Source organism: Enterobacter cloacae complex sp. P15RS, assembly GCF_014895905.1.
Lineage (GTDB): Bacteria > Pseudomonadota > Gammaproteobacteria > Enterobacterales > Enterobacteriaceae > Enterobacter > Enterobacter quasihormaechei.
Genome location: NZ_JADBQL010000010.1, coordinates 43212 through 66522 on the forward strand (window position 1 = coordinate 43212; position 23311 = coordinate 66522).

The window sequence follows — 23311 nt, forward strand, 5'->3', positions numbered from 1 at the left end:
AATAAAAAACCCGGCGGATTTCTCACACCGGGTTACCGTGTCGTGCTTTATGAAACGCCTAGCGCTTGCTGATTTGGTCGAAGGTGCCGCCGCTGGAGAAGTGCTCTTTCTGCGCTTTGGTCCAGCCGCCAAAAACATCGTCGATCGTAAACAGCTTCAGTTTCGGGAAGGCGTTCTCGTATTGCTTCGCGATGGCCTCATCGCGCGGGCGATAGAAGTTTTTCGCCGCAATTTCCTGACCTTCCGGCGAGTAAAGGTACTTCAGGTAGGCTTCCGCCACCGCTTTGGTCCCTTTCTTATCAACAACCTTATCGACTACGGAGACGGTCGGTTCAGCGAGGATGGATTCGCTCGGGGTCACGATTTCAAACTTGTCTTTACCCAGCTCGTGGGTTGCCAGCAGGGCTTCGTTTTCCCAGGCGATCAGCACGTCGCCGATGCCGCGCTCAACGAAGGTATTGGTTGCACCGCGCGCGCCGGAGTCCAGCACCTCGACGTTTTTGAACAGCGCTTTCACGAATTCCTGTGCTTTCGCCTGGTCACCGTTGTTGTGGTGCAGCGCGTAGCCCCAGGCCGCCAGGTAGTTCCAGCGTGCGCCGCCGGAGCTTTTCGGGTTCGGCGTGATGACCGACACGCCCGGTTTCACCAGGTCGTTCCAGTCCTTAATCTGTTTCGGGTTGCCTTTACGCACCAGGAAGACGATGGTCGAGGTGTAGGGTGCAGAGTTGTCCGGCAGGCGTTTGATCCAGTTTTTGTCGATACGGCCGCGCTCCGCAATAGCGTCCACGTCGTAAGCCAGCGCCAGGGTAACCACATCAGCTTCAATGCCGTTGATCACCGATGTCGCCTGCTTACCGGAACCGCCGTGAGACTGGCGAACCACCACGTTATCGCCGGTTTCCTGTTTCCAGTGCGCCGCAAAAGCTTTGTTGTACTGGTCGTACAGCTCACGCGTCGGGTCGTACGACACGTTCAGTAACTGAATGTCCTTTGCCAGAACGCTGGTCGATGCCAGCAATAATGTTAACCCCACGCCCCATTTCTTCATCGCCCAGCTCTCTTATGCAGTGTTTTGATGAATGCAGCGTGCCAGAAAGCTAACCGATGATTAAAGAATAAAAAAAGATTGGCTATAACGTGGAGGAATATAAAATGGAGAGGCATAAAAAAGCCGGGTGGCGGCTTCGCCTTACCCGGCCTACATTTGTCGCTACGCAGGCCCGGTAAGCGCAGCGCCACCGGGCATAACAAACACAGCGAATCAGTACAGTTTTTTCGCGCAGTCCAGCCAGTCACCTTTGAACGGACGCTTCATGTTTTCAATGGCGTCAATGATGTCATGGTGAACCAGTTTCTCGTTCTGAATACCGACGCAGCGGCCGCCGTGGCCCTGAAGCAGCAGCTCAATCGCGTACGCACCCATGCGGGACGCCAGGATACGGTCGTATGGGCCCGGGGAACCGCCGCGCTGAATGTGACCCAGTACGGTCGCGCGGGTTTCGCGTTTGGTTTCGGTTTCGATGTACTTCGCCAGTTCGTCAACGTCACAGATGTGCTCGGTGATGGCAACGATCGCGTGTTTCTTACCTTTCGCGATACCGGCTTTGATCTCAGCGACCAGATCTTCACGGCTGAATTCCACTTCCGGAACCACCACGAACTCACAGCCACCGGCAATTGCCGCCGCCAGGGTCAGGTCACCGCAGTAACGGCCCATCACTTCAACGATGGAAATACGCTGGTGAGAGGAAGAGGTGTCACGCAGGCGGTCAATCGCTTCCACAACGGTACCCAGCGCGGTGAAGTAACCGATGGTGTAGTCGGTGCCTTTAATGTCGTTGTCGATGGTGCCAGGCAGGCCGATGCACGGGAAGCCCATTTCCGTCAGACGTTTTGCACCCATGTACGAGCCGTCGCCGCCGATAACCACCAGCGCGTCCAGGCCGCGTTTTTTCATGTTTTCGATAGCCACTTCGCGGATGTGTTCGTCACGGAATTCCGGGAAGCGCGCAGAACCGAGGAAAGTACCGCCACGGTTGATCATGTCAGACACGCTGTAGCGGTCCAGCTGAACCATGCGGTCTTCATACAGGCCCAGGTAACCGTCATAGATACCAAAAACTTCCAGACCTTCCGTCAGCGCTGCACGGACAACCCCACGGATTGCCGCGTTCATGCCCGGCGCATCACCGCCGCTTGTCAACACACCGATTTTCTTAATCATGACTACCTCTGAACTTAGGAATGCAAAATTGAAATCTGCTGCCGGAAGAAACTGTTCAACCGTCGAATACTGCAAATAGTATATCAATCCCCTCCAGCTGAATTGATTCAGGTCAGGCCATATGGTGGTAATTTATCCACAAAATGCTGGTCTGGCTCTCTTTTTTACAACGAATTACGAAAGCTCAAAACGCCCTGGGTACGACAGAGCACGGATCCTGGTGAATAATGACGTCTGACCCAGGGAAACGCTGCAAAATCGCCTGCTCCACCTGTTCAGCGACCATATGCGCCTGAACCAGTGGCAGGTTGTCTTCCATTTCCAAATGAATCTGAATAAAGCGGGTCGGCCCTGACTGCCGCGTACGAAGATCGTGAGCGCCACTGACGCCAGGCCAGTTGGTCACGATGGCATAAATTTCATTACGTTCTGCGTCCGGAAGCGCACGGTCAAGAAGCGACTGTACCGCGTCATACCCCATCCGCAACGCGCTGTATAAAATATAGATCCCTATCCCTAACGCAAACAACGCATCGGCCCGATGCCAGCCATACCAGGCCAGACCAAGCGCAATAAGAATAGCCCCATTCATCATAACATCAGACTGATAATGAAGCATATCGGCCCGTACAGCCTGGCTTTGAGTTTTGCGTACGACCCAGCGCTGGAACGTTACAAGAACAAGTGTGCTTATAAGTGCAACTACCGTTACGACCACGCCAACGCCCGGATCGTTCATAGGGGAAGGCGAAATAAGGTGCTGAATGCCGGTCAAAAACAGAAAAAGCGCGGAGCCCGAAATAAACATGCTTTGCGCCAGCGCGGCCAGCGATTCCGCCTTGCCGTGCCCAAACGTATGCTCTTCATCCGCCGGTTGCAGCGAGTAGCGCACCACCAGCAGGTTGGTCAGCGAGGCGGCAATATCCACCAGCGAATCCACCAGCGCCGCCAGAATACTGACCGAGCCGGTGTACCACCACGCGAAGATTTTAATGATCAGCAAACACGACGCCGTCACCGTCGCGGCTATTGCGGCCCGGCTTACCAGCCGTCCATAGGATTGATTCATAAACACTCCTGTCATGCCATGGCGCTAGTATAACGGATGGCGGTGGAGTGAAAGGATGAATAAAGCGTTAACAAACCTGAACGACGGGCAAAAAAAACCCCCACATCATGTGGGGGAAGACAGGGATGGTGTCTATGGCAAGGAAAACAGGGTTTACTGGTTACTACGGGTACTGCTATTGCTACTGAAAAGCGTCATATCTGAGCTTCGCTGCATCCGTGCAACCTCACGCAACTGGTTCATACGTTGCTGATGTTTGGTGTTCAAAACCGCTTGCTGCTCGGGCGTTAGCAGGTGGAACATCTGGTTGCGAACCTTCGCCATCTCTACCTGGCGGGCAACCTGTTCCTGCGCCATTTTTTCGGCCTGAGCGCGTACAGCGTTTTCGTCAAAATTTTCTGCGGTGACAAGGCGATGCATTGTCTCCATTTCGCTAACATTAACAGGGGGCTGGTCGTGTCGTGCCCTCTGCATCAGATCTCGCATCTGTTGACGCTGATGTTCGGTTAAACTTATGCCGTCAAACATATGGTTTTGGCTGCTGTGCTGCGTTGCGCCCTCAACCGAGGAGCCGTTATCGCTGATGTTAGCTACAGCAGCCTGGCTAAACGCACTGAAGGCCAGCGTTGAGGCCATGACGGCAGCGGTAACTTTGCGCATCACTTGCTCCCAAAATCTTTCGTGTCGCGATTCAACGAGAGACAGTCTACGATTCAGGCTGCAAACATGCGTCAGGGGGTGTAAAACAACGTAAAGTCATGGATTAGATAGCCTTGATGTCGTAATTTCTGCCTCGGAGGTATTTAAACAATGAATAAAATCCTGTTAGTTGATGATGACCGAGAGCTCACATCTCTTTTAAAGGAGTTGCTCGACATGGAAGGTTTCAACGTCCTGGTTGCCCATGATGGGGAACAGGCGCTGAGTCTCCTTGACGACAGCATCGATTTACTTTTGCTCGACGTCATGATGCCGAAGAAAAACGGCATTGATACGTTGAAAGAGCTTCGCCAGACACACCAGACCCCCGTTATTATGCTGACCGCACGCGGCAGCGAACTTGACCGCGTTCTCGGCCTTGAGTTGGGTGCGGATGACTACTTACCTAAGCCGTTCAACGACCGTGAACTGGTGGCCCGAATTCGTGCGATCCTGCGACGTTCTCACTGGAGCGAGCAGCAGCAGAATACCGACAACAGTTCACCTACGCTGGAAGTGGACTCCCTGAGCCTGAACCCGGGCCGCCAGGAAGCGAGCTTCGACGGTGAAACGCTGGAGCTAACCGGCACCGAGTTCACCCTGCTGTATCTGCTGGCGCAGCATCTCGGCCAGGTGGTGTCGCGTGAACACTTAAGCCAGGAAGTGCTCGGCAAACGCCTTACCCCGTTTGACCGCGCCATCGATATGCATATCTCGAACCTGCGCCGTAAGCTGCCGGAGCGTAAAGACGGTCACCCATGGTTTAAAACCCTGCGTGGTCGCGGTTATCTGATGGTTTCCGCTTCATGATAGGCAGCTTAACCGCCCGCATCTTCGCCATCTTCTGGCTGACGCTGGCACTGGTTTTAATGCTCGTTTTGATGTTGCCAAAACTCGACTCACGCCAGATGACGGAGCTTCTCGACAGCGAGCAACGTCAGGGCGTGATGATCGAGCAGCACGTGGAAGCGGAGCTGGCAAACGATCCGCCGAACGATTTAATGTGGTGGCGCAGGCTGTTTCGCGCTATCGACAAGTGGGCGCCCCCCGGACAACGTCTTTTGCTGGTTACCAGCGAAGGTCGCGTGATTGGGGCCGATCGCAATGAGATGCAGATCATCCGCAACTTTATTGGCCAGGCGGATAACGCCGATCACCCACAGAAAAAGAAATATGGTCGGGTAGAGATGGTCGGCCCTTTCTCGGTACGGGATGGGGAAGATAACTACCAGCTCTACCTGATTCGCCCTGCGAGCAGTTCCCAGTCCGACTTCATCAACCTGCTGTTTGACCGTCCGCTTCTGCTGCTGATCGTCACGATGCTGGTCAGTTCCCCGCTGCTGTTATGGCTGGCGTGGAGCCTGGCGAAACCGGCGCGTAAGCTGAAAAACGCGGCGGACGAAGTGGCACAAGGCAACCTCAGGCAGCATCCGGAGCTGGAATCCGGGCCGCAGGAGTTTCTGGCCGCCGGCACCAGTTTTAACCAGATGGTCAGCGCGCTTGATCGGATGATGACTGCCCAGCAACGCCTGCTGTCAGACATCTCACACGAACTGCGTACGCCGCTCACGCGCTTACAGCTGGGCACCGCCCTGCTGCGCCGCCGCAGCGGTGAGAGCAAAGAGCTGGAGCGTATTGAGACGGAAGCGCATCGTCTGGACAGCATGATTAACGATCTGCTGGTGATGTCGCGTAACCAGCAGAAAAACGCGCTGGTGAGCGAAACGGTGAAAGCCAATCACCTGTGGCACGAGGTGCTGGACAACGCAGCGTTCGAAGCGGAGCAGATGGGGAAATCGTTCACCGTCAACTTCCCGCCGGGCCCGTGGCCGCTCTACGGTAACCCCAACACGCTGGAAAGCGCGCTGGAGAATATCGTGCGTAACGCCCTGCGCTATTCGCACACGAAGATTGAAGTGGCGTTTTCGGTGGATAAAGACGGGATTACCGTCATTGTCGATGACGATGGTCCAGGCGTCAGCCCGGAAGATCGCGAACAGATTTTCCGTCCGTTCTACCGCACCGACGAGGCGCGCGACCGCGAGTCCGGCGGTACGGGGCTGGGTCTGGCGATTGTTGAAACCGCCATGCAGCAGCACCGTGGCTGGGTGAAAGCCGATGACAGCCCACTGGGCGGGCTGCGGTTAACGCTGTGGCTACCGCTGTATAAGCGTTCGTAACGGTATGTGCCGGGTGGCGGCTTCGCTTACCCGGCCTACGTTTTACGGAGCCTATTTCCCCCACAATCTCCGCGAACTACTCTCGATCTTCCCGCTTATACGCCGCTTCTGCATCGTTCTTGTCCAGCTGGTAGACAACCCCGCCGCCGACAGCAGGCGATGATACTGTTCATCGTCGAAAGGCATATGCCAGGCAATCGCGCAGGCCTCGTACACCGACACCTCACTCAGGCGCGACGCGAGCTCAAGCGGCGCATCCGCAGAAACCTGTCCCGCCTGCACAACGCGATACAGCCAGCCGGTTTTGCCCGCGTTTTGCAGCTGGGCCGACATATCCTGAATACCGAAATGGTAGTTGAGCTTAAAGCACGGCGAGCGCGGCTGGGTGACTTGAATCAGGGCATCGCCCCAGCGGTAAATATCGCCAATAAAGACGTTATTTTCCGTCAGCCCTTCCGTTGAGAGATTTTCGCCAAACGCGGGCGCGACGAAGAGGTCCGCCTGTTCAGGAAATTCGGTTTTCCAGTGCTGATAATGCTCGCGCGGATAGTGGCACAGCGCGCGATCGGGCCCGCCGTGGATTTTCTTTTCGGCCTGCTGGTCGCCCACCAGCCCGAGCTCGGTCAGCGACAGCTCACCGTCGACCTGCACTTTGGCGATGGCGCTCGGGCGGCTGCCGTCGTACTCCCTTACCTTGCCTGTAAACACGTTCACCGGGTAATGCATCGCTGCCTCCATTACGCAGATACAAAAAAAGCGAGTCATCAGACTCGCTTCTCACAGGCGTCAATGCAACCTTATTTTTTAGCGGCGAAACGCGCTGCGGCTTCGTCCCAGTTCACGACATCCCAGAACGCTTTGATGTAGTCAGGGCGACGGTTCTGGAACTTCAGGTAGTAAGCGTGTTCCCACACGTCCAGGCCCAGAATTGGGAAGCCGGATGCGCCAGAGATGGCTTCACCCATCAGCGGGGAGTCCTGGTTTGCAGTAGAAACGACCGCCAGTTTGTCACCTTTCAGAACCAGCCACGCCCAGCCAGAGCCGAAGCGGGTTGCAGCGGCTTTTTCGAATTCCGCTTTGAAGTTGTCAACGGAGCCGAAGTCGCGCTCGATTGCCGCTTTCAGGTCGCCCTGAAGGGTGGTGCCGGTTTTCAGGCCTTTCCAGAACAGGCTGTGGTTAGCGTGACCGCCCGCGTTGTTACGCAGTACGGTTTTCTTGTCTGCTGGCAGCTGGTCCAGCTTGGTGATCAGCTCTTCAACAGGCAGATTAGCGAACTCTGGCAGGCTTTCCAGCGCAGCATTCGCGTTGTTCACGTAGGTCTGGTGGTGTTTAGTGTGATGGATTTCCATCGTCTGCTTGTCGAAATGCGGTTCCAGTGCGTCGTAGGCATACGGCAGGGATGGCAGTGTATAACTCATAATCCTCTCCATTATTGTCGGGCGGCACAGCTGTTAATGCCGCGTAAGCAGTTGGTTCATTATAGTTAATTAAATGATATTGAAAATGATTATCAATGCCGTAGTTTTTATAGGGTTATTACGATTTCGATGAATCACAAAATTGTGAGTCTGCTCACGCGCTTAACGTGCTGATTGCCACCCTCCACAAAAGTGCGGCAACCTTCTGAAGGTTCCCAAACCGCCTAATTTTTACACTCATCAAGTCGGCGGGAAGCCACCGACAATAAAAACGATGAGGATAAAAAAATGAATCATGCGATTACGATGGGTATTTTCTGGCATTTGATAGGCGCGGCCAGTGCTGCCTGTTTCTATGCCCCGTTTAAAAAGGTGAAAGGCTGGTCATGGGAAACCATGTGGTCCGTTGGCGGTACGGTCTCCTGGCTGATTTTGCCGTGGACCATCAGCGCCGTGCTGCTGCCCGATTTCTGGGGCTACTTCTCCTCCTTCAACGCCTCTACGTTACTGCCGGTGTTTCTGTTCGGCGCAATGTGGGGCATCGGTAATATCAACTACGGCCTCACCATGCGCTACCTCGGCATGTCGATGGGCATCGGCATCGCGATTGGCATTACGCTGATAGTGGGCACCCTGATGACGCCCATCCTTAACGGCCATTTCGACGTGCTGATCAACACCCAGGGCGGCCGGATGACGCTGCTGGGCGTGCTGGTGGCGGTGATCGGCGTGGGGATCGTCACCCGCGCAGGCCAGCTAAAAGAACGCAAGATGGGCATCAGGGCCGAAGAGTTCAACCTGAAGAAAGGGCTGCTGCTGGCGGTGATGTGCGGCGTCTTCTCGGCGGGCATGTCGTTTGCCATGAACGCCGCCAAACCGATGCACGAGGCCGCTGCGGCGCTGGGCGTCGACCCGCTGTATGTCGCTCTGCCAAGCTATGTGGTGATCATGGGCGGCGGCGCGCTGGTAAACCTCGGCTTCTGCTTCATTCGTCTGGCAAAAGTGAAAAACCTGTCGGTAAAAGCCGACTTCTCGCTGGCAAAACCCCTGATCCTTACCAACGTTCTGCTCTCCGCACTCGGCGGCCTGATGTGGTATCTGCAATTCTTCTTCTACGCCTGGGGCCACGCCAGCATTCCGGCGCAGTATGACTATATGAGCTGGATGCTGCACATGAGCTTCTACGTACTGTGCGGCGGGCTGGTTGGGCTGGTGCTGAAGGAGTGGAACAACGCCGGGCGTCGTCCGGTTGGCGTGCTGAGCCTGGGCTGCGTGGTGATTATTATCGCCGCCAACATTGTCGGCCTCGGCATGGCGAACTGATTACGCCGCCTTTCGACTGCGATGACGCCACTGAACCGGCGTCATCCCCACCTCGCGGTTAAACACCACCGAAAAGTAATTACTGTCCTCAAATCCGCAGCGCATCGCCACTTCGCTGACCATCAGCTCCGTATGCTGTAACAGATACTGGGCGTGGCAGATGCGCAGCTGGCGCAGGTAATGGTTTATCGTCATACCCGTCTGGGTGCGGAACTGCTGGCGCAGCGCGCGCTCGCTGCACTGCTCCTGCTCGCAGAATTTTTCCAGCACGAAACTCTTGTTCAGACTGCCCGCAAGCAGTGCGATCAGCTTATCCAGCAGCGCTTCCTGCGTGGTGGCGGAGGGATTATCCGTGGCGTAACGATGGCGCTTCAGGGTCATCACCAGCTGGGCGAAAAGCAGCTCCGACATCTGGTTCGCCACCGGGTCGCCCTTCTGGCTCTCCTGCTCCAGCTGGGAAATCGTCTGGCGCACCTGAGCCATGCCGCTGCTGCTTAAGCGCCAGTGCGGTTCGCCTCCGGCATTCAGAAATCCCGGAATGTTGCCCGCCCAGTCGACATTCAGTTTAAGCCTGTCAGGGCAGTAGATGACGTTCTGCAACACCAGATCGTTAACCGAGGCGTAGGCGTGTTTGTCTTCGGCGCGTATGTAAAACAGATCCCCGCGCGTAATGCGGTAGGGCCGGTCGTTGAGAACGTGTAAGCCATTGCCGCGCCACACCATCACCAGCTCGCAGAACTCGTGGGTGTGCTCGGCAAAGACATTTTGCGGGTAGCGGTCCGCCACCGCGACAGCCTGACTCGCGGAGGCAAAAAAATCATCTTTGCGAAGAATTAACTGAGCAGCCACACCACAACCTCTACGGCGAATAACCGGACATTATTAGCCTTTTTGCGGCAAAAAAACGGTGACTGCCCTCGCGTTACTGAAGCAACGCGTCTTTCCCCTGACGAATATCGCGCGGCGACCAGCTAAATTCCCGGCGAAACAGCGTCGAAAAGTGGTTACTGTCGCCAAAACCACAGCGATAAGCGATATCCGTGACGCTTTCGTCGGTATGGCGTAAAAGATGGCGCGCTTTGATCAGGCGCAGACGGTTAAGGTAACGCTGCGGCGTGAGCCCGGTATGCTGCTTGAGCTGACGATGCAGCGTGCGCAGCGAGAGCGAAAAGTCGTCCGCCAGCGTTTCCCAGCAGACATCTTCAGCAAAATGATCTTCCAGCCAGGCCATGAGCTGGTTCAGCCGCGCGTCGTTATTTTCCATCCCTTCCACCAGGCTGCTGCGGCGCAGCAGCACCAGCAGCTGCATAAACAGCAGCTCGCGGGTGGCAATCGCGTGCGTCTCCTCTGCGTCCTCGCTCTGCTCCATCTGGCTCACCAGCTGACGCACCTGCTGCAACGTGGACTGATTTACCCGCCAGTGCGACGGGTAGTGGCCATCCTTCTCCTGCGGCAACAGCTGATTCAGCCCGGAGAGAAACTGGAACGCGTCCGGAGAGCGATAAAGCACGTTGGTCAGGCACAGGTTGTCGGTATGTTCATACAGGTGCCTGTCGTGATCCCGCACGAAGCACACCGTGCCGCCGCTGATGGTATACGGCTGACCGTTGAACACGTGGATGCCCGTTCCGTGCTCAACAATCACAATCTCATGAAAATCATGATGATGCTCAGGAAATGCAGCCTGAGGAAGCCGTGGCTCAATCGCGACCGGAGAAGCTCCCGAAGGAAAAAAATCGACGCTGTGCAGTACGGTCATAACGGCCCCCACCAATGAGAAAAGTTCTCAAAATAGTAATTAAGGCCTTCCACGCTCACCTTAAATTTTTGACAGTAAACCGTGCAAAAGCTGCCGGTTTTTCAAGAAACAGGCGGAAAGATCGGGAAATGCGGTCAGCGTCACACTGCCTGCAAACCCCGTCATTACTGGAAACTGTGAACTCCCTCACGTTCACCTTTGCTTTCTTGCCAGCGCGAGATTTGGGCTGTCAGTGGCGAGAAGGTGGCTATTTCTTCCCTTTCTTACACTCATCGCTAATGACTTAAGAAAGGACCCGACCATGACTTTTCGCCATTGTGTGGCTGTCGATTTAGGCGCATCCAGCGGCCGTGTAATGCTCGCCACCTGGGACTGTGACCAGCACACCCTTACGCTTCGTGAAATGCACCGTTTCGCCAATTGTCTGCAAAAACAGGACGGTTTTGTGACCTGGGATATCGATGCGCTGGAAGCGGAGATCCGCACCGGACTTCATAACGTCTGCGAAGACGGTATCCGCATCGACAGTATCGGCATTGATACCTGGGGCGTGGATTACGCGCTGCTGGACCGTCACGGCGAACGCGTCGGCCTGCCCGTCTCCTACCGCGACAGCCGCACCGATGGGCTGATGGCGCACGCCATCGCGCAGCTTGGCAAGGAGAATATCTATGGTCGCAGCGGCATCCAGTTCCTGCCGTTTAACACGCTGTATCAGCTGCGGGCGCTGGTTGAGCAACAGCCAGAGCTGGTTGAAAAGGTGGCGCATGCGCTGCTGATCCCGGACTACTTAAGCTATCGTCTGACCGGCAACATGAACTGGGAATACACCAACGCCACCACCACGCAGCTGGTCAATATCAACACCGATAACTGGGATGAACACCTGCTGGCATGGACGGGCGCCTCGCCGTCCTGGTTCGGCACGCCAACCCATCCGGGCAACGTGATCGGCCAGTGGATTTGCCCGCAGGGGAATGAAATTCCCGTTGTCGCCGTCGCCAGTCACGACACCGCAAGCGCGGTCATTGCCTCGCCGCTCGCCAGCAAAGACGCGGCCTATCTCTCCTCCGGTACCTGGTCGCTGATGGGTTTTGAGAGCAAAACGCCCTACACCAGCGACGCCGCGCTGGCCGCCAATATCACCAACGAAGGCGGTGCCGAAGGACGCTACCGCGTGCTGAAGAACATCATGGGCCTGTGGCTGCTCCAGCGGGTGCTGAAAGAGCAGAACGTCACCGACCTGCCCGCGCTTATCGCGGAAACCGAAAAGCTGAAGGCCTGCACCTTCCTGATTAACCCGAACGACGACCGCTTTATTAACCCGGTGCACATGAGCGCTGAGATCCAGGCCGCCTGTTTTGACGCGGGGCAGCCGGTACCTTCCCGCCCCGCCGAGCTGGCGCGCTGTATTTTTGACAGCCTCGCCCTGCTCTATGCCGACATCCTGAGCGAGCTGGCTGACCTTCGCGGTAAACCGTTCACTCAGTTGCACATCGTGGGCGGCGGCTGCCAGAACCAGCTGCTGAACCAGCTCTGCGCCGATGCCTGCGGCATTACCGTGGTGGCAGGCCCCGTAGAGGCTTCCACGCTCGGCAACATCGGCATTCAGCTAATGACGCTGGACGAACTATCAAACGTTGACGATTTCCGTACGGTGGTGACGGCGAATAACAGCCTGACCACCTTCACCCCCAATCCCTGCCATGACATTGCCCGCTACCGGGCGCAGTTTCAGCAAAAACGACTGACTAAGGAGCTTTGCGCATGACCACTCAACTTGAACAAGCCTGGGACCTGGCTAAACAGCGTTTCGCCGCCGTCGGCGTGGATGTCGAAGAGGCGCTGCGCCAGCTCGACCGTCTGCCCGTCTCCATGCACTGCTGGCAGGGTGATGACGTTGCCGGCTTCGAGAACCCGGGCGGTTCCCTGACGGGTGGCATTCAGGCAACGGGTAACTACCCGGGCAAAGCGCGTAACGCCACCGAACTGCGTGCGGATCTGGAACTGGCGCTGAGCCTGATCCCCGGGCCAAAACGCCTGAACCTGCACGCGATTTATCTCGAATCCGACGCGCCGGTCGCGCGTAACGAAATCAAACCGGAACACTTTAAGAACTGGGTGGAGTGGGCAAAGGCCAACCGGCTGGGACTGGATTTTAACCCGTCCTGCTTCTCGCACCCGCTGAGTGCAGACGGGTTTACCCTTGCACACGCCAACGACGAAATCCGGCAGTTCTGGATCGACCACGTGAAGGCCAGCCGCCGCGTCTCCGCGTATTTCGGCGAGCAGCTCGGCACGCCGTCAGTGATGAATATCTGGATCCCGGACGGCATGAAGGACATCACCGTTGACCGTCTGGCGCCGCGCCAGCGCCTGCTGGCCGCGCTGGATGAAGCCATCAGCGAAAAGCTGGACCCGTCGCACCATATCGACGCGGTGGAGAGCAAGCTGTTCGGCATTGGCGCAGAGAGCTACACCGTGGGCTCAAACGAGTTCTACATGGGCTACGCCACCAGCCGCCAGACCGCGCTGTGCCTGGATGCTGGCCACTTCCATCCGACCGAGGTGATCTCCGACAAAATCTCCGCCGCCATGCTCTACGTGCCGCGCCTGCTGCTGCACGTCAGCCGTCCGGTGCGCTGGGACAGCGACCACGTGGTCCTGCTGGACGACGAAACCCAGGCGATTGCCAGCGAAATCATCCGCCACGATCTGTTTGACCGCGTGCACATCGGGCTCGACTTCTTTGACGCCTCCATCAACCGCATCGCGGCATGGGTTATCGGCACCCGCAACATGAAGAAAGCCCTGCTGCGCGCCCTGCTGGAGCCAACCGCCGCGCTGAAACAGCTGGAAGAGAGCGGCGATTACACCGCGCGCCTGGCGCTGCTGGAAGAGCAGAAATCCCTGCCGTGGCAGGCGGTGTGGGAGATGTACTGCCAGCGTCACGACGCCCCGGCGGGCAGCCAGTGGCTGGACAACGTGCGGGCGTATGAGAAGGACGTTCTCGCCGCTCGTCAGTAAAAAATATCGCCCGGCAGCGCATTGCATGCCGGGCCTACAGGTAAAAGCAGGCCGGGTAAGCGTAACGCCACCCGGCATTTTCAAAGGAAACACTGTATGCAGACCATCACCACCTCCTGGTTCGTCCAGGGCATGATCAAAGCCACCTCCGACGCCTGGCTGAAGGGCTGGGACGAGCGCAACGGCGGCAACCTCACGTTGCGCCTGGACGACGCGGATATCGAGCCCTTTGCCGCCGATTTCCACCAGAAGCCGCGCTATATCGCCCTGAGCCAGCCGATGCCGCTGCTCGCCAACACGCCGTTTATCGTTACCGGTTCCGGCAAGTTCTTCCGCAACGTTCAGCTGGACCCGGAAGCCAACCTCGGCGTGGTGAAGGTGGACAGCGACGGCGCGGGCTACCACATCCTTTGGGGGCTAACGGACGACGCGGTGCCGACCTCGGAGCTGCCGGCGCACTTCCTCTCCCACTGCGAGCGCATCAAGGCGACCAACGGCAAAGACCGCGTGATCATGCACTGCCACGCCACCAACCTGATCGCCCTGACCTACGTGCTGGAAAATAATTCTGATTTCTTTACCCGCAAGCTGTGGGAAGGCAGCACCGAGTGTCTGGTGGTATTCCCGGACGGCGTCGGCATTCTGCCGTGGATGGTGCCGGGTACCGACGAAATCGGTCAGGCGACCGCGACGGATATGCAAAAGCACGCCCTGGTGCTGTGGCCGTTCCACGGCGTCTTCGGCAGCGGCCCGACGCTGGATGAAACCTTCGGCCTGATCGACACCGCCGAGAAATCCGCGGAGGTGCTGGTGAAGGTCTACTCCATGGGCGGCATGAAGCAGACCATCACCCGGGAAGAGCTGATCGCCCTGGGCAAACGCTTTGGCGTCACCCCGATGCAGTCCGCATTAGATCTGTACAACTAACAACATCGCGCCCCGCTTACCGAGACGGGGCGAAAACCACCTGCAATCCCTACAACTAACTCAAGTCAGTGGAGTAAAAGCAATGAAAATAAAAGCAAGCTTGATCCTCACCGTTGCCGCTCTGGCGTTGTCCGGTTCCGCGTTAGCAGAAGTGAAAATCGCCCTGGTGGCGAAGTCCTTAGGAAATGGATTCTTCGAAGCAGCGAACGTCGGCGCGCAGGAGGCGGCCAAAGAGTTAGGCGATATAAAAGTGATTTATACCGGCCCGACCACCACCACGGCGGAAGCGCAGATCGAGGTGCTGAACGGGCTGATCGCTCAGGGCGTGGATGCGATCGCGATCTCCGCGAACGATCCGGACGCCGTCGTGCCGGTGCTGAAAAAAGCGATGCAGCGCGGCATCAAGGTTGTGTCGTGGGATTCCGGCGTGGCGAAAGCCGGACGTCAAATCCATCTCAATCCGTCCAATAACGCCCTGATTGGCGAAACCAACGTCAAGCTCGCCGCCGATGCTCTGAAAGCGCTGAACGTGGAAAAGGGCGACGTCGCCGTGCTGAGCGCCACGCCAACCTCCACCAACCAGAACACCTGGATTGCGGAGATGAAAAAGGTGCTGCCGAAGTACCCTTCCGTCAACCTGGTGACGGTGGCCTACGGGGACGATCTCTCTGACAAAAGCTACCGCGAAGCGGTCGGTCTGCTGAAAACCTATCCGGACCTGAAGGTCATCGTCTCGCCTTCATCCGTGGGCATCGTAGCCGCCGCGCAGGCGGTAAAAGACCAGGGCAAGATTGGCAAAGTGTACGTCACCGGCTTAGGACTGCCGTCTGAGATGGCGGGCGCGGTGAAATCCGGCGCAAGCAAGAGCTTTGCCATCTGGAACCCGATCGACCTCGGCTATGCCGCAACCTACCTGGCGGATGACCTGGTGAAAGGCACGGCCACGAAAGGCGAGGCCAGCATGGGCAAACTGGGCAAAGTGAAGCTGGATGCGGACGGCAACGGCGCGATGGCCGAGCCGTTCGTCTACGATGCCAGCAATATTGATAAGTTCTCGAAAATCTTTTGATGCGATTTGTAGGCCGGATAAGCGTAGCGCCATCCGGCAAAAGGCGGGTGGCGCTGCCGCTTACCCGCCCTACACATTCCCCTGTCCAGGAGAACTATCATGACCCCATTGCTACAGCTTTCTGGCATCACGAAGGTGTTCCCCGGCGTGCGTGCCCTTGAGAACGTGCAGCTTGCGCTGTGGCCCGGCAAAGTGACGGCGCTTATCGGCGAAAACGGCGCGGGCAAGTCGACGCTGGTCAAAGTGATGACCGGCATTTATCAGCCCGACGAGGGCGAGATCCTCTACAAAGCGATCCCCGTGCACCTCCCGACGCCGGAGTCGGCGCATAAAATCGGCATCACCGCCATTCACCAGGAAACCGTACTGTTCGATGAGCTATCGGTCACCGAAAATATCTTTGTCGGTCAGTACCTTCACAAGGGCTTCCTGAAAAAGCTCGACTGGCCGGAAATGCACCGCCGGGCGCAGGCCATCCTCACGCGGCTGGAAGTGCAAATCGGCCCGCGCGCGACGCTGAAAACCCTGAGCATCGCCCAGCGTCACATGGTAGCGATTGCCCGCGCGCTCTCCTTTGAGGCGCAGGTGGTTATTCTTGATGAACCCACGGCGGCGCTGTCGCAGCATGAAATCCTCGAGTTTTACCAGATTGTGGAGCGCTTAAAGCAGGAGGGAAAAGCCATCCTGTTTATCTCCCACAAGTTCGACGAGATTTTTGAGCTGGCGGATCATTACACCATTTTGCGCGACGGCGCGTTCGTCGGCGCAGGTGCAATAAATGAGATCACCGAGGAGCGCATGGTGTCGATGATGGTCGGGCGTGCCATTACGCAAACCTTCCCGAAAATCGACTGCGAGAAGGGCGAAACGGTGCTGGAAGTGAAAAACCTTTGCCACCCGACCGAGTTCGCAAACATCTCCTTCTCCCTGCGTAAAGGCGAAATCCTTGGCTTCTACGGGCTGGTCGGTGCCGGGCGTACCGAACTGATGCAGGCGCTTTCCGGCGTTACGCGGCCAGCGTCCGGGGAAATTATCCTCAACGGCCAGCCCCGGCGCTTTCGCCAGCCTGCGGATGCCATCAAAGCCGGTATCGTCTGCGTGCCGGAAGAAAGGCAGAAACAGGGGGCGATTATCGCGCTGCCGATTGCCCAGAATATCAGCCTGCCTCAGCTCAGCACGCTCAATCCGAGCGGCGTACTGCACGATGACCGCGAATGGAAGCTGGCAGACGAGTATGCCAAACGTCTGCACGTGAAGGCCTTCAGCTGGAAGCAGGCGGTGGAGACCCTCTCCGGCGGGAACCAGCAAAAGGTCGTTATCGGCAAATGGCTGGCAACGCACCCTGATGTGATCATCCTTGATGAGCCGACAAAAGGCATTGATATCGGCTCAAAGGCAGCCGTTCATCAGTTTATGTCCGAGCTGGTCAGTCAGGGGCTGGCGGTGATTATGGTCTCGTCCGAACTGCCGGAAGTGATGGGCATGGCGGACCGCATCATCGTAATGCACGAGGGGCTGATGGTCGCCGAATACCAGGCGGGAGATGCGACGGCGGAAACCATCGTCAGCGCCGCCAGCGGTGCAAAACAGGAGGCGGCATAAATGCTGAGCTCACTCTTAAAACACCGTGAAGCGCTGCTTGGCGCGGTGATTGTACTGCTGGTCGTCGCCATCGGCAGCCGCGTGCCGTCGTTTGTCGCGCCGGGCAACCTGGTGGAAATGTTTAACGACACCGCCATTCTGATCGTCCTCGCGCTCGGGCAGATGATGGTGCTGCTCACCAAAGGCATCGACCTGTCGATGGCGGCCAATCTTGCCCTGACCGGGATGATTGTCGCCCTGATTAACTTCCATTACCCGGACGTGCCCGTCTGGGCGCTGCTTATCCTGGCAAGCGCGCTTGGGCTGCTGATGGGCGCGATGAACGGCCTGCTGGTGTGGAAGCTGGGCATTCCGGCGATTGTGGTGACGCTCGGCACCATGAGCATCTACCGCGGAATTATCTTTTTGCTCTCCGGCGGCGGCTGGGTGAACGCCAACCAGATGAGCGCCGACTTCCTCGGGCTGCCGCGTGCCTCTTTGCTGGGCTTGCCGGTACTGAGCTGGTGCGCCATCGCCGCGCTGCTGCTGGTGGGCTACTTCCTGCGCTACAGCCGCACCGGACGGGCGCTCTATACCGCAGGCGGCAACGCGACGGCGGCGTACTATACCGGGATCAACGCCGGGAAAATGCAGTTCATCAGCTTTTGCCTCTCCGGACTGCTGGCCGGGTTCTGCGGCTACCTGTGGATCTCGCGCTTTGCCGTTGCGTATGTCGACGTCGCTAACGGTTTTGAATTACAGGTGGTGGCCGCCTGCGTGATTGGCGGGATCAGTACCATGGGCGGCACCGGGCGCGTGCTCGGCTGTCTGTTTGGCGCCCTGTTCCTCGGGGTGATTAACAACGCCCTGCCGGTGATCGGCGTCTCGCCGTTCTGGCAGATGGCCATTTCCGGCACGGTAATTGTCGTTGCAGTGCTGCTGAACGAGCGCGGCAACAGGCGCAAAGGCAGGCTGATCCTGCGCGACGCCGCGCTGGCGCGTCAGAAACTGGCGGTGAAATCATGAGCAAAATGATGACATCTGAAGCGATCGAACCGACCTCTGCGACGGGCATCTTCCGGCGCCTGCTGTGCTGGGAAGGTTTCCTGCTGGCGGTGACGCTGGCGGTATTCATAGTGAACGCGCTCGCCTCGCCCTACTTCCTCAACGTCTGGAACCTCTCCGATGCGACGTTCAACTTCACCGAAAAGGCGATCATCGTGCTGCCGATGGCGATGCTGATTATCGCCCGGGAAATTGACCTGTCGGTGGCCTCCACCATCGCGCTCAGCTCCACGGTGATGGGATTTTGCGCGGCGGCGGGCGTCGATACGCCGCTGCTGGTCTGCGTGGGACTTGGCGTCGGGCTGCTGTGCGGACTGTTTAACGGCATCCTGGTGACGCGCTTTAATCTGTCGTCCATCGTCATCACCATCGGCACCATGAGCCTGTACCGCGGGATCGCCTACATCCTGCTCGGAGACCAGGCGCTGAACAGCTATCCGGAGAGCTTCGCCTGGTTCGGCCAGGGCTACGTCTGGGGCGCGCTGTCGTTTGAGTTCGCGCTGTTTATCGTGCTGGCCGCTCTGTTTGCCTTTGTGCTGCACCGCACCAACTTTGGCCGCCGCACCTACGCCATCGGCAATAACCCGACCGGCGCGTGGTACTCCGGCATCAACATTAAACGCCACAATCTGATGCTGTTCGCGCTGGTGGGGCTAATGTCCGGCCTGGCGTCAGTGCTGCTCACCTCGCGTCTGGGCAGCACTCGCCCGACGATTGCGATGGGCTGGGAGCTGGCGGTGGTGACGATGGCGGTGCTCGGCGGCGTCAATATTCTCGGCGGGTCCGGCAGCATGGTGGGCGTGATTATCGCCGCCTTCCTGATGGGGCTGGTGACCTTTGGCCTGAGCCTGCTCAACGTGCCCGGCATTGTGATGTCGGTGATTATCGGCGCGATGCTGATTGTGGTGATTTCACTGCCGATTATTACCCGCCGGGTGATGCAGCGAAGACGGATCTCATAGCCGGGTGGAGCTGCGTTTACCCGGCCTGCTTAACCGTAGGCCCGCGCAAGCGCAGCGCCGCCGGGCATAAAATTCACAGTAATTAAGGAGAATTATCATGAGCTTTATGTTGGCACTTCCAAAAATCAGCCTGCACGGCGCGGGGGCAATTGGCGATATGGTCAACCTGGTGGCGAACAAGCAGTGGGGAAAAGCGCTGGTTGTCACCGACGGCCAGCTGGTCAAGCTCGGCCTGCTCGACAGCCTGTTTACCGCGCTGGACGCCCATCAGATGGCGTATCACCTGTTCGATGAGGTGTTCCCGAACCCGACGGAGGCGCTGGTGCAGAAAGGCTTTGCCGCTTACCAGGACGCGGAATGCGATTACATCATCGCCTTTGGCGGCGGCAGCCCAATTGATACCGCCAAAGCGATAAAAATCCTCACCGCCAACCCGGGTCCATCAACCGATTATTCCGGCGTCGGCAAGGTGAAAAACGCGGGCGTGCCGCTGGTGGCCATCAACACCACCGCGGGCACGGCGGCGGAGATGACCAGCAACGCGGTGATCATCGATTCCGCGCGTCAGGTGAAAGAAGTCATCATCGACCCGAACATCATCCCGGATATCGCCGTGGACGATGCCAGTGTGATGCTCGATATTCCGGCCTCCGTGACCGCCGCAACCGGCATGGACGCATTAACCCACGCCATTGAAGCCTACGTGTCCGTTGGCGCGCACCCGCTGACCGATGCCAATGCGCTGGAGGCGATTCGCCTGATCAACCTCTGGCTGCCGAAAGCGGTCGACGACGGTCATAACCTGGAAGCGCGCGAGCAGATGGCCTTCGGTCAGTACCTGGCGGGTATGGCGTTTAACAGCGCCGGGCTGGGGCTGGTACATGCTCTGGCGCACCAGCCGGGCGCAACGCACAACCTGCCTCATGGCGTATGTAATGCCATCCTGCTGCCGATCATCGAAAACTTTAACCGCCCGAACGCGGTCGCGCGTTTTGCCCGCGTGGCGCAGGCAATGGGCGTTGACACGCGCGAAATGAGCGACGAAGCCGCCAGCATGGCAGCGATTCAGGCGATTCGTGAGCTGAGCGCCCGCGTCGGCATTCCGTCCGGCTTCAGCCAGCTCGGCGTCACCAAAGCCGACATTGAAGGCTGGCTGGATAAAGCCCTCGCCGATCCGTGCGCGCCGTGCAACCCGCGCACCGCCAGCCGCGACGAGGTCCGCGAGCTGTATCTGGAGGCATTATGATCCGCAAAGCGTTTGTGATGCAGGTAAACCCGGACGCGCACGAAGAGTACGCCCGACGCCACAATCCGATCTGGCCCGAACTGGAAGCGGTGCTGAAAGCCCACGGCGCGCACCACTACGCCATTTATCTCGACAGAGAACGCAACCTGCTGTTTGCGACGGTGGAGATTGAGTCGGAGGAGCGCTGGAACGCGGTGGCAAATACCGACGTCTGCCAGCGCTGGTGGAAACATATGGCTGACGTCATGCCGTCGAACCCGGATAACAGCCCGGTGAGTTCGGATCTGAAGGAGGTGTTTTACTTAGCGTAACGGCAAAGCGGGTGATGCAACGCACGCGTCACCTGCTTTTAGCGCAAAGTTCTCAATCCATAAACTACCGTATCATGCTCCCAGATGATGGTTTCGTTCCTCTCTTTCGCATCGTGACAGTACTGTTCAATAACGGCAATCTGCTCGGGCGATAACGCACAAAACGGTTTCGTATAACGATAGATATTGAGCTCTTCTAGTGAGCAAACGCGTCTGGCATTCTCAAACAGCCCTACCTTTTTCATCACCTTAAGCAGATTAATATCAAGGGCTTCGATGATAAGTTCAATCTTGTTTATCTTGACTCTTATCGTATCAATCGCCGTTCTTGCGTCATTCACGTTTGGCGCTTTAACCCAGATAGGTTCGTGATGGAAAATACGGTTTCGATACTCTCTCAGTTCAAAGATGAGATCGATCAGCGCTTTTCTGACTTTTTGCGGGTTCGTGTTAATTCTGGCGTAATTTTTAAAGACTTTACTCAATGATTTTGGCCATAAATACCCATGGTTATCTCGCGGCGCGGGAGCGTTAAATTCATTGTTCAAAACATAATGCCAGGTACTAAAATCCGTTGAGGCAATAATCCGATCGTGACTCCATTCCGGGACCGGTTGCACCTGAGTATAAGCTCCTCGCCTGCGTCCCATCTCTTTTTTGCGCCATTCACGGGTAAGGCACTCTTTAGCCTTCTCGATGTTTTTATAGAAATGACACTCATCCCGATCTTTTGTGCAGTGAATCGTTTCCCACCACATATCGCCAAATCTCATCCTGGCTTCTCTGTCGACGGCGTTTCTTAAAGAGATCTCAAGGTTTTGGAGGAGAGGATAAATGGACGCTGCTGCATGCTGAGACCAGATGTATATACCGTATAATTCGCATTCATTATTTGGACGAAACGTTGTGCGATATCCGTCCAGACGTATTGATGAGATCAATGAAATAATCGGTTTATAATTAGTGACTTGCGGCATTTTTTCGTGCTCCCAGAACGATGTGCCGAAGCATACCATAGACCTGTAGATACAGTTGACGGTGGATCCTTCAACCGTTAGAATTTGGTCCTGAAAGCCTGTACTGTCTACTTCCCCTTTTTATAGGTTCTGGTTGCGTACACCATAGGCAAAGCGATTTATGAAACCCACCTCTGGTGGGTTTCGTCGTTTTACAGCGCCTATGCCTGGTTCGCCTCCACCGTGTTACTTCGTGCAGCAATCTCCCGCCTGCTGCTCAGCGTAAACGCCGACACCACCGTAATCGCCAGCACGAAACAGCCCAGCATCAGGTACGTCTCCTGAAAGCCGATCCGGTCATACATATTTCCGGCAAAGGCGGAGAGGAAAATCGCTGCCGACTGTTTGGCAAACTGGAAGCCAATCAGGTAGATAGTGGCCGACAGGCGCGTATCAAACACTCCGGTAATGTATTTGAATGCCCCCACCAGCAGGAACGGGACCTCCAGCGCGTGCAGCATCTTCAGGGCGATCACCTCCACGGCGGTGGTGGCAAACGACGAACCGATGATGCGCGTCGCCATAATTACTCCGGCAATCAGCAGCGTGTTTTTCGCGCCGATGCGGTTAATGATCCACGGCGAGCAGAACATGATGATGGCGTTACAAACCTCCCCCGCCGTGGTGGCAAAACCGAACGCCCGGGTGCCCGCTTCCGGCGTGGCGAAGAAGGTTTTAAAGAAGGTGGCAAACTGCTGGTCGAAAACGTCATACACGCAGGCCACGCCAATCACGTACAGAATGAACATCCACATTCTGCGCTGGCGGAACAGGTTGAACACGGTTTTAGCGGTGATCTGCGGCTGGTTCGCGCCCAGGGCGTTCATGACCTGCGCCGTCTGGTTGGGCTTCGGTTTCGCGACCACCAGCAGCAGCATCAGCAAAAGCGCCGCCGCCGATCCCATCCAGAAAACATACGAAGGGTCGATGCCAAACAGAATGCCGCCCGTTGAGGCGCACAGCCCCCAGCCGAGGCAGCCAAACATGCGCGCCTTGCCGTACTCAAAGAAGCTGTTGCGGCTCACGCGTTCAATGTAGGCCTCAATCGCCCCGGATCCGGCTGAAAAAACAAAGCCGATATACAGCCCGCCGCTCAGCGCGCCCAGCCAGATATTGGTTTTTAACAGTGGCGCGAAGACGTACAGAAAAAACGGCGCGAACAGAAACAGCAGCACTGAGATTATCCACAGCAGGTGTTTTTTCAGCCCCAGCTTGTCCGAAATGACGCCCAGCACCGGCTGGAAGGCAATGGCCGACAGCGAGATGCAGGAGAAGACAATCCCGGTATGGGTTTTGTTCAGACCGATGATGTCCGACAGCCAGATCGGCAGGAACGGAAAGCAGGTGGCCATGATGAAGAAGTAGAGAAAGAAGAACAGCCCGAAGATCCAGAAATTAGGGTTGTCTTTGTGGGTACAGGTTGTTGTGTTCATTA

General features: G+C 57.1%; 22 protein-coding genes. 12 read left to right on the top strand and 10 right to left on the bottom strand.

Going from position 1 to position 23311, the window contains the following annotated elements:
* Positions 1-58: 58 nt before the first annotated feature.
* From IM267_RS06600 to cpxP, 4 genes are all read right to left on the bottom strand, one after another.
* The gene (locus tag IM267_RS06600; protein ID WP_063865454.1) at positions 59-1048 is read right to left on the bottom strand and encodes a sulfate ABC transporter substrate-binding protein; all 990 of its coding nucleotides are present in this window, start codon (positions 1046-1048) and stop codon (positions 59-61) included.
* 213 nt (positions 1049-1261) lie between these two features.
* Positions 1262-2224 (bottom strand): 6-phosphofructokinase, encoded by a 963-nt coding sequence (gene pfkA / locus IM267_RS06605; RefSeq protein WP_003862009.1) that lies wholly within the window; start codon positions 2222-2224, stop codon positions 1262-1264.
* A 184-nt stretch (positions 2225-2408) separates the two neighbouring features.
* Positions 2409-3293: a CDF family cation-efflux transporter FieF gene (gene fieF / locus IM267_RS06610; RefSeq protein ID WP_107534226.1), complete on the bottom strand. Its 885-nt coding sequence runs from the start codon at positions 3291-3293 to the stop codon at positions 2409-2411.
* 153 nt (positions 3294-3446) lie between these two features.
* Positions 3447-3953: a cell-envelope stress modulator CpxP gene (cpxP, locus tag IM267_RS06615; RefSeq protein ID WP_064910931.1), complete on the bottom strand. Its 507-nt coding sequence runs from the start codon at positions 3951-3953 to the stop codon at positions 3447-3449.
* Positions 3954-4103: 150 nt separating this feature from the next.
* Here cpxP and cpxR point away from each other — a divergent pair, with 150 nt between their 5' ends.
* Both cpxR and cpxA read left to right on the top strand, forming a co-directional pair.
* Positions 4104-4802 carry an envelope stress response regulator transcription factor CpxR gene (gene cpxR / locus IM267_RS06620; RefSeq protein WP_003862004.1) on the top strand — a complete coding sequence of 233 codons (699 nt, stop codon included), beginning with the start codon at positions 4104-4106 and terminating at the stop codon, positions 4800-4802.
* On the top strand, positions 4799-6172 hold the full coding sequence (gene cpxA, locus IM267_RS06625) for an envelope stress sensor histidine kinase CpxA (RefSeq protein WP_015569937.1): 1374 nt from the start codon (positions 4799-4801) through the stop codon (positions 6170-6172). Before cpxR ends, cpxA begins: the two co-directional genes overlap by 4 nt.
* A 51-nt stretch (positions 6173-6223) precedes the next feature.
* Here the strand turns inward: cpxA and yiiM are convergent, their stop codons facing one another.
* Positions 6224-6898, bottom strand: coding sequence for a 6-hydroxyaminopurine reductase (gene yiiM / locus IM267_RS06630; RefSeq protein ID WP_193033059.1), 675 nt, complete (start codon positions 6896-6898; stop codon positions 6224-6226).
* 71 nt (positions 6899-6969) lie between these two features.
* Positions 6970-7590, bottom strand: a complete 621-nt coding sequence (sodA, locus tag IM267_RS06635) for a superoxide dismutase [Mn] (RefSeq protein ID WP_003861999.1) — start codon at positions 7588-7590, stop codon at positions 6970-6972.
* 288 nt (positions 7591-7878) lie between these two features.
* Between sodA and rhaT the strand changes: the two genes are divergently transcribed.
* On the top strand, positions 7879-8913 hold the full coding sequence (gene rhaT, locus IM267_RS06640) for an L-rhamnose/proton symporter RhaT (RefSeq protein ID WP_102750825.1): 1035 nt from the start codon (positions 7879-7881) through the stop codon (positions 8911-8913).
* On the opposite strand, the gene rhaR is transcribed toward rhaT, so the two are convergent.
* Both rhaR and rhaS (IM267_RS06650) read right to left on the bottom strand, forming a co-directional pair.
* Positions 8914-9762: an HTH-type transcriptional activator RhaR gene (gene rhaR, locus IM267_RS06645; RefSeq protein ID WP_063865449.1), complete on the bottom strand. Its 849-nt coding sequence runs from the start codon at positions 9760-9762 to the stop codon at positions 8914-8916.
* 73 nt (positions 9763-9835) lie between these two features.
* On the bottom strand, positions 9836-10672 hold the full coding sequence (rhaS, locus tag IM267_RS06650; protein ID WP_063449704.1) for an HTH-type transcriptional activator RhaS: 837 nt from the start codon (positions 10670-10672) through the stop codon (positions 9836-9838).
* 301 nt (positions 10673-10973) lie between these two features.
* Here rhaS (IM267_RS06650) and rhaB point away from each other — a divergent pair, with 301 nt between their 5' ends.
* From rhaB to rhaM, 9 genes are all read left to right on the top strand, one after another.
* Positions 10974-12443 carry a rhamnulokinase gene (gene rhaB, locus IM267_RS06655; RefSeq protein ID WP_193033036.1) on the top strand — a complete coding sequence of 490 codons (1470 nt, stop codon included), beginning with the start codon at positions 10974-10976 and terminating at the stop codon, positions 12441-12443.
* A complete protein-coding gene (rhaA, locus tag IM267_RS06660) occupies positions 12440-13699 on the top strand; it encodes an L-rhamnose isomerase (protein ID WP_102750828.1) in 1260 nt (419 codons plus the stop codon). Before rhaB ends, rhaA begins: the two co-directional genes overlap by 4 nt.
* A 96-nt stretch (positions 13700-13795) precedes the next feature.
* On the top strand, positions 13796-14626 hold the full coding sequence (gene rhaD / locus IM267_RS06665) for a rhamnulose-1-phosphate aldolase (RefSeq protein WP_063865445.1): 831 nt from the start codon (positions 13796-13798) through the stop codon (positions 14624-14626).
* 82 nt (positions 14627-14708) lie between these two features.
* On the top strand, positions 14709-15695 hold the full coding sequence (rhaS, locus tag IM267_RS06670; protein ID WP_193033037.1) for a rhamnose ABC transporter substrate-binding protein: 987 nt from the start codon (positions 14709-14711) through the stop codon (positions 15693-15695).
* A 99-nt stretch (positions 15696-15794) separates the two neighbouring features.
* Positions 15795-17297 (top strand): sugar ABC transporter ATP-binding protein, encoded by a 1503-nt coding sequence (locus IM267_RS06675; RefSeq protein ID WP_193033038.1) that lies wholly within the window; start codon positions 15795-15797, stop codon positions 17295-17297.
* Positions 17298-18302: an ABC transporter permease gene (locus IM267_RS06680; RefSeq protein ID WP_193033039.1), complete on the top strand. Its 1005-nt coding sequence runs from the start codon at positions 17298-17300 to the stop codon at positions 18300-18302.
* Positions 18299-19303, top strand: a complete 1005-nt coding sequence (locus tag IM267_RS06685; RefSeq protein ID WP_107534237.1) for an ABC transporter permease — start codon at positions 18299-18301, stop codon at positions 19301-19303. Before IM267_RS06680 ends, IM267_RS06685 begins: the two co-directional genes overlap by 4 nt.
* A 97-nt stretch (positions 19304-19400) precedes the next feature.
* A complete protein-coding gene (gene fucO, locus IM267_RS06690) occupies positions 19401-20549 on the top strand; it encodes a lactaldehyde reductase (protein WP_193033040.1) in 1149 nt (382 codons plus the stop codon).
* On the top strand, positions 20546-20860 hold the full coding sequence (rhaM, locus tag IM267_RS06695) for an L-rhamnose mutarotase (RefSeq protein WP_063449695.1): 315 nt from the start codon (positions 20546-20548) through the stop codon (positions 20858-20860). The genes fucO and rhaM overlap by 4 nt, the downstream gene beginning before the upstream one ends.
* A gap of 38 nt (positions 20861-20898) precedes the next feature.
* Here the strand turns inward: rhaM and IM267_RS06700 are convergent, their stop codons facing one another.
* On the bottom strand, positions 20899-21633 hold the full coding sequence (locus tag IM267_RS06700) for a hypothetical protein (protein ID WP_226847953.1): 735 nt from the start codon (positions 21631-21633) through the stop codon (positions 20899-20901).
* Between the two features lie 404 nt (positions 21634-22037).
* Entirely contained in the window at positions 22038-23309 is a 1272-nt protein-coding gene (locus tag IM267_RS06705; protein ID WP_193033041.1) for an MFS transporter, read from the bottom strand.
* Between the last annotated feature and the right edge of the window lie 2 nt (positions 23310-23311).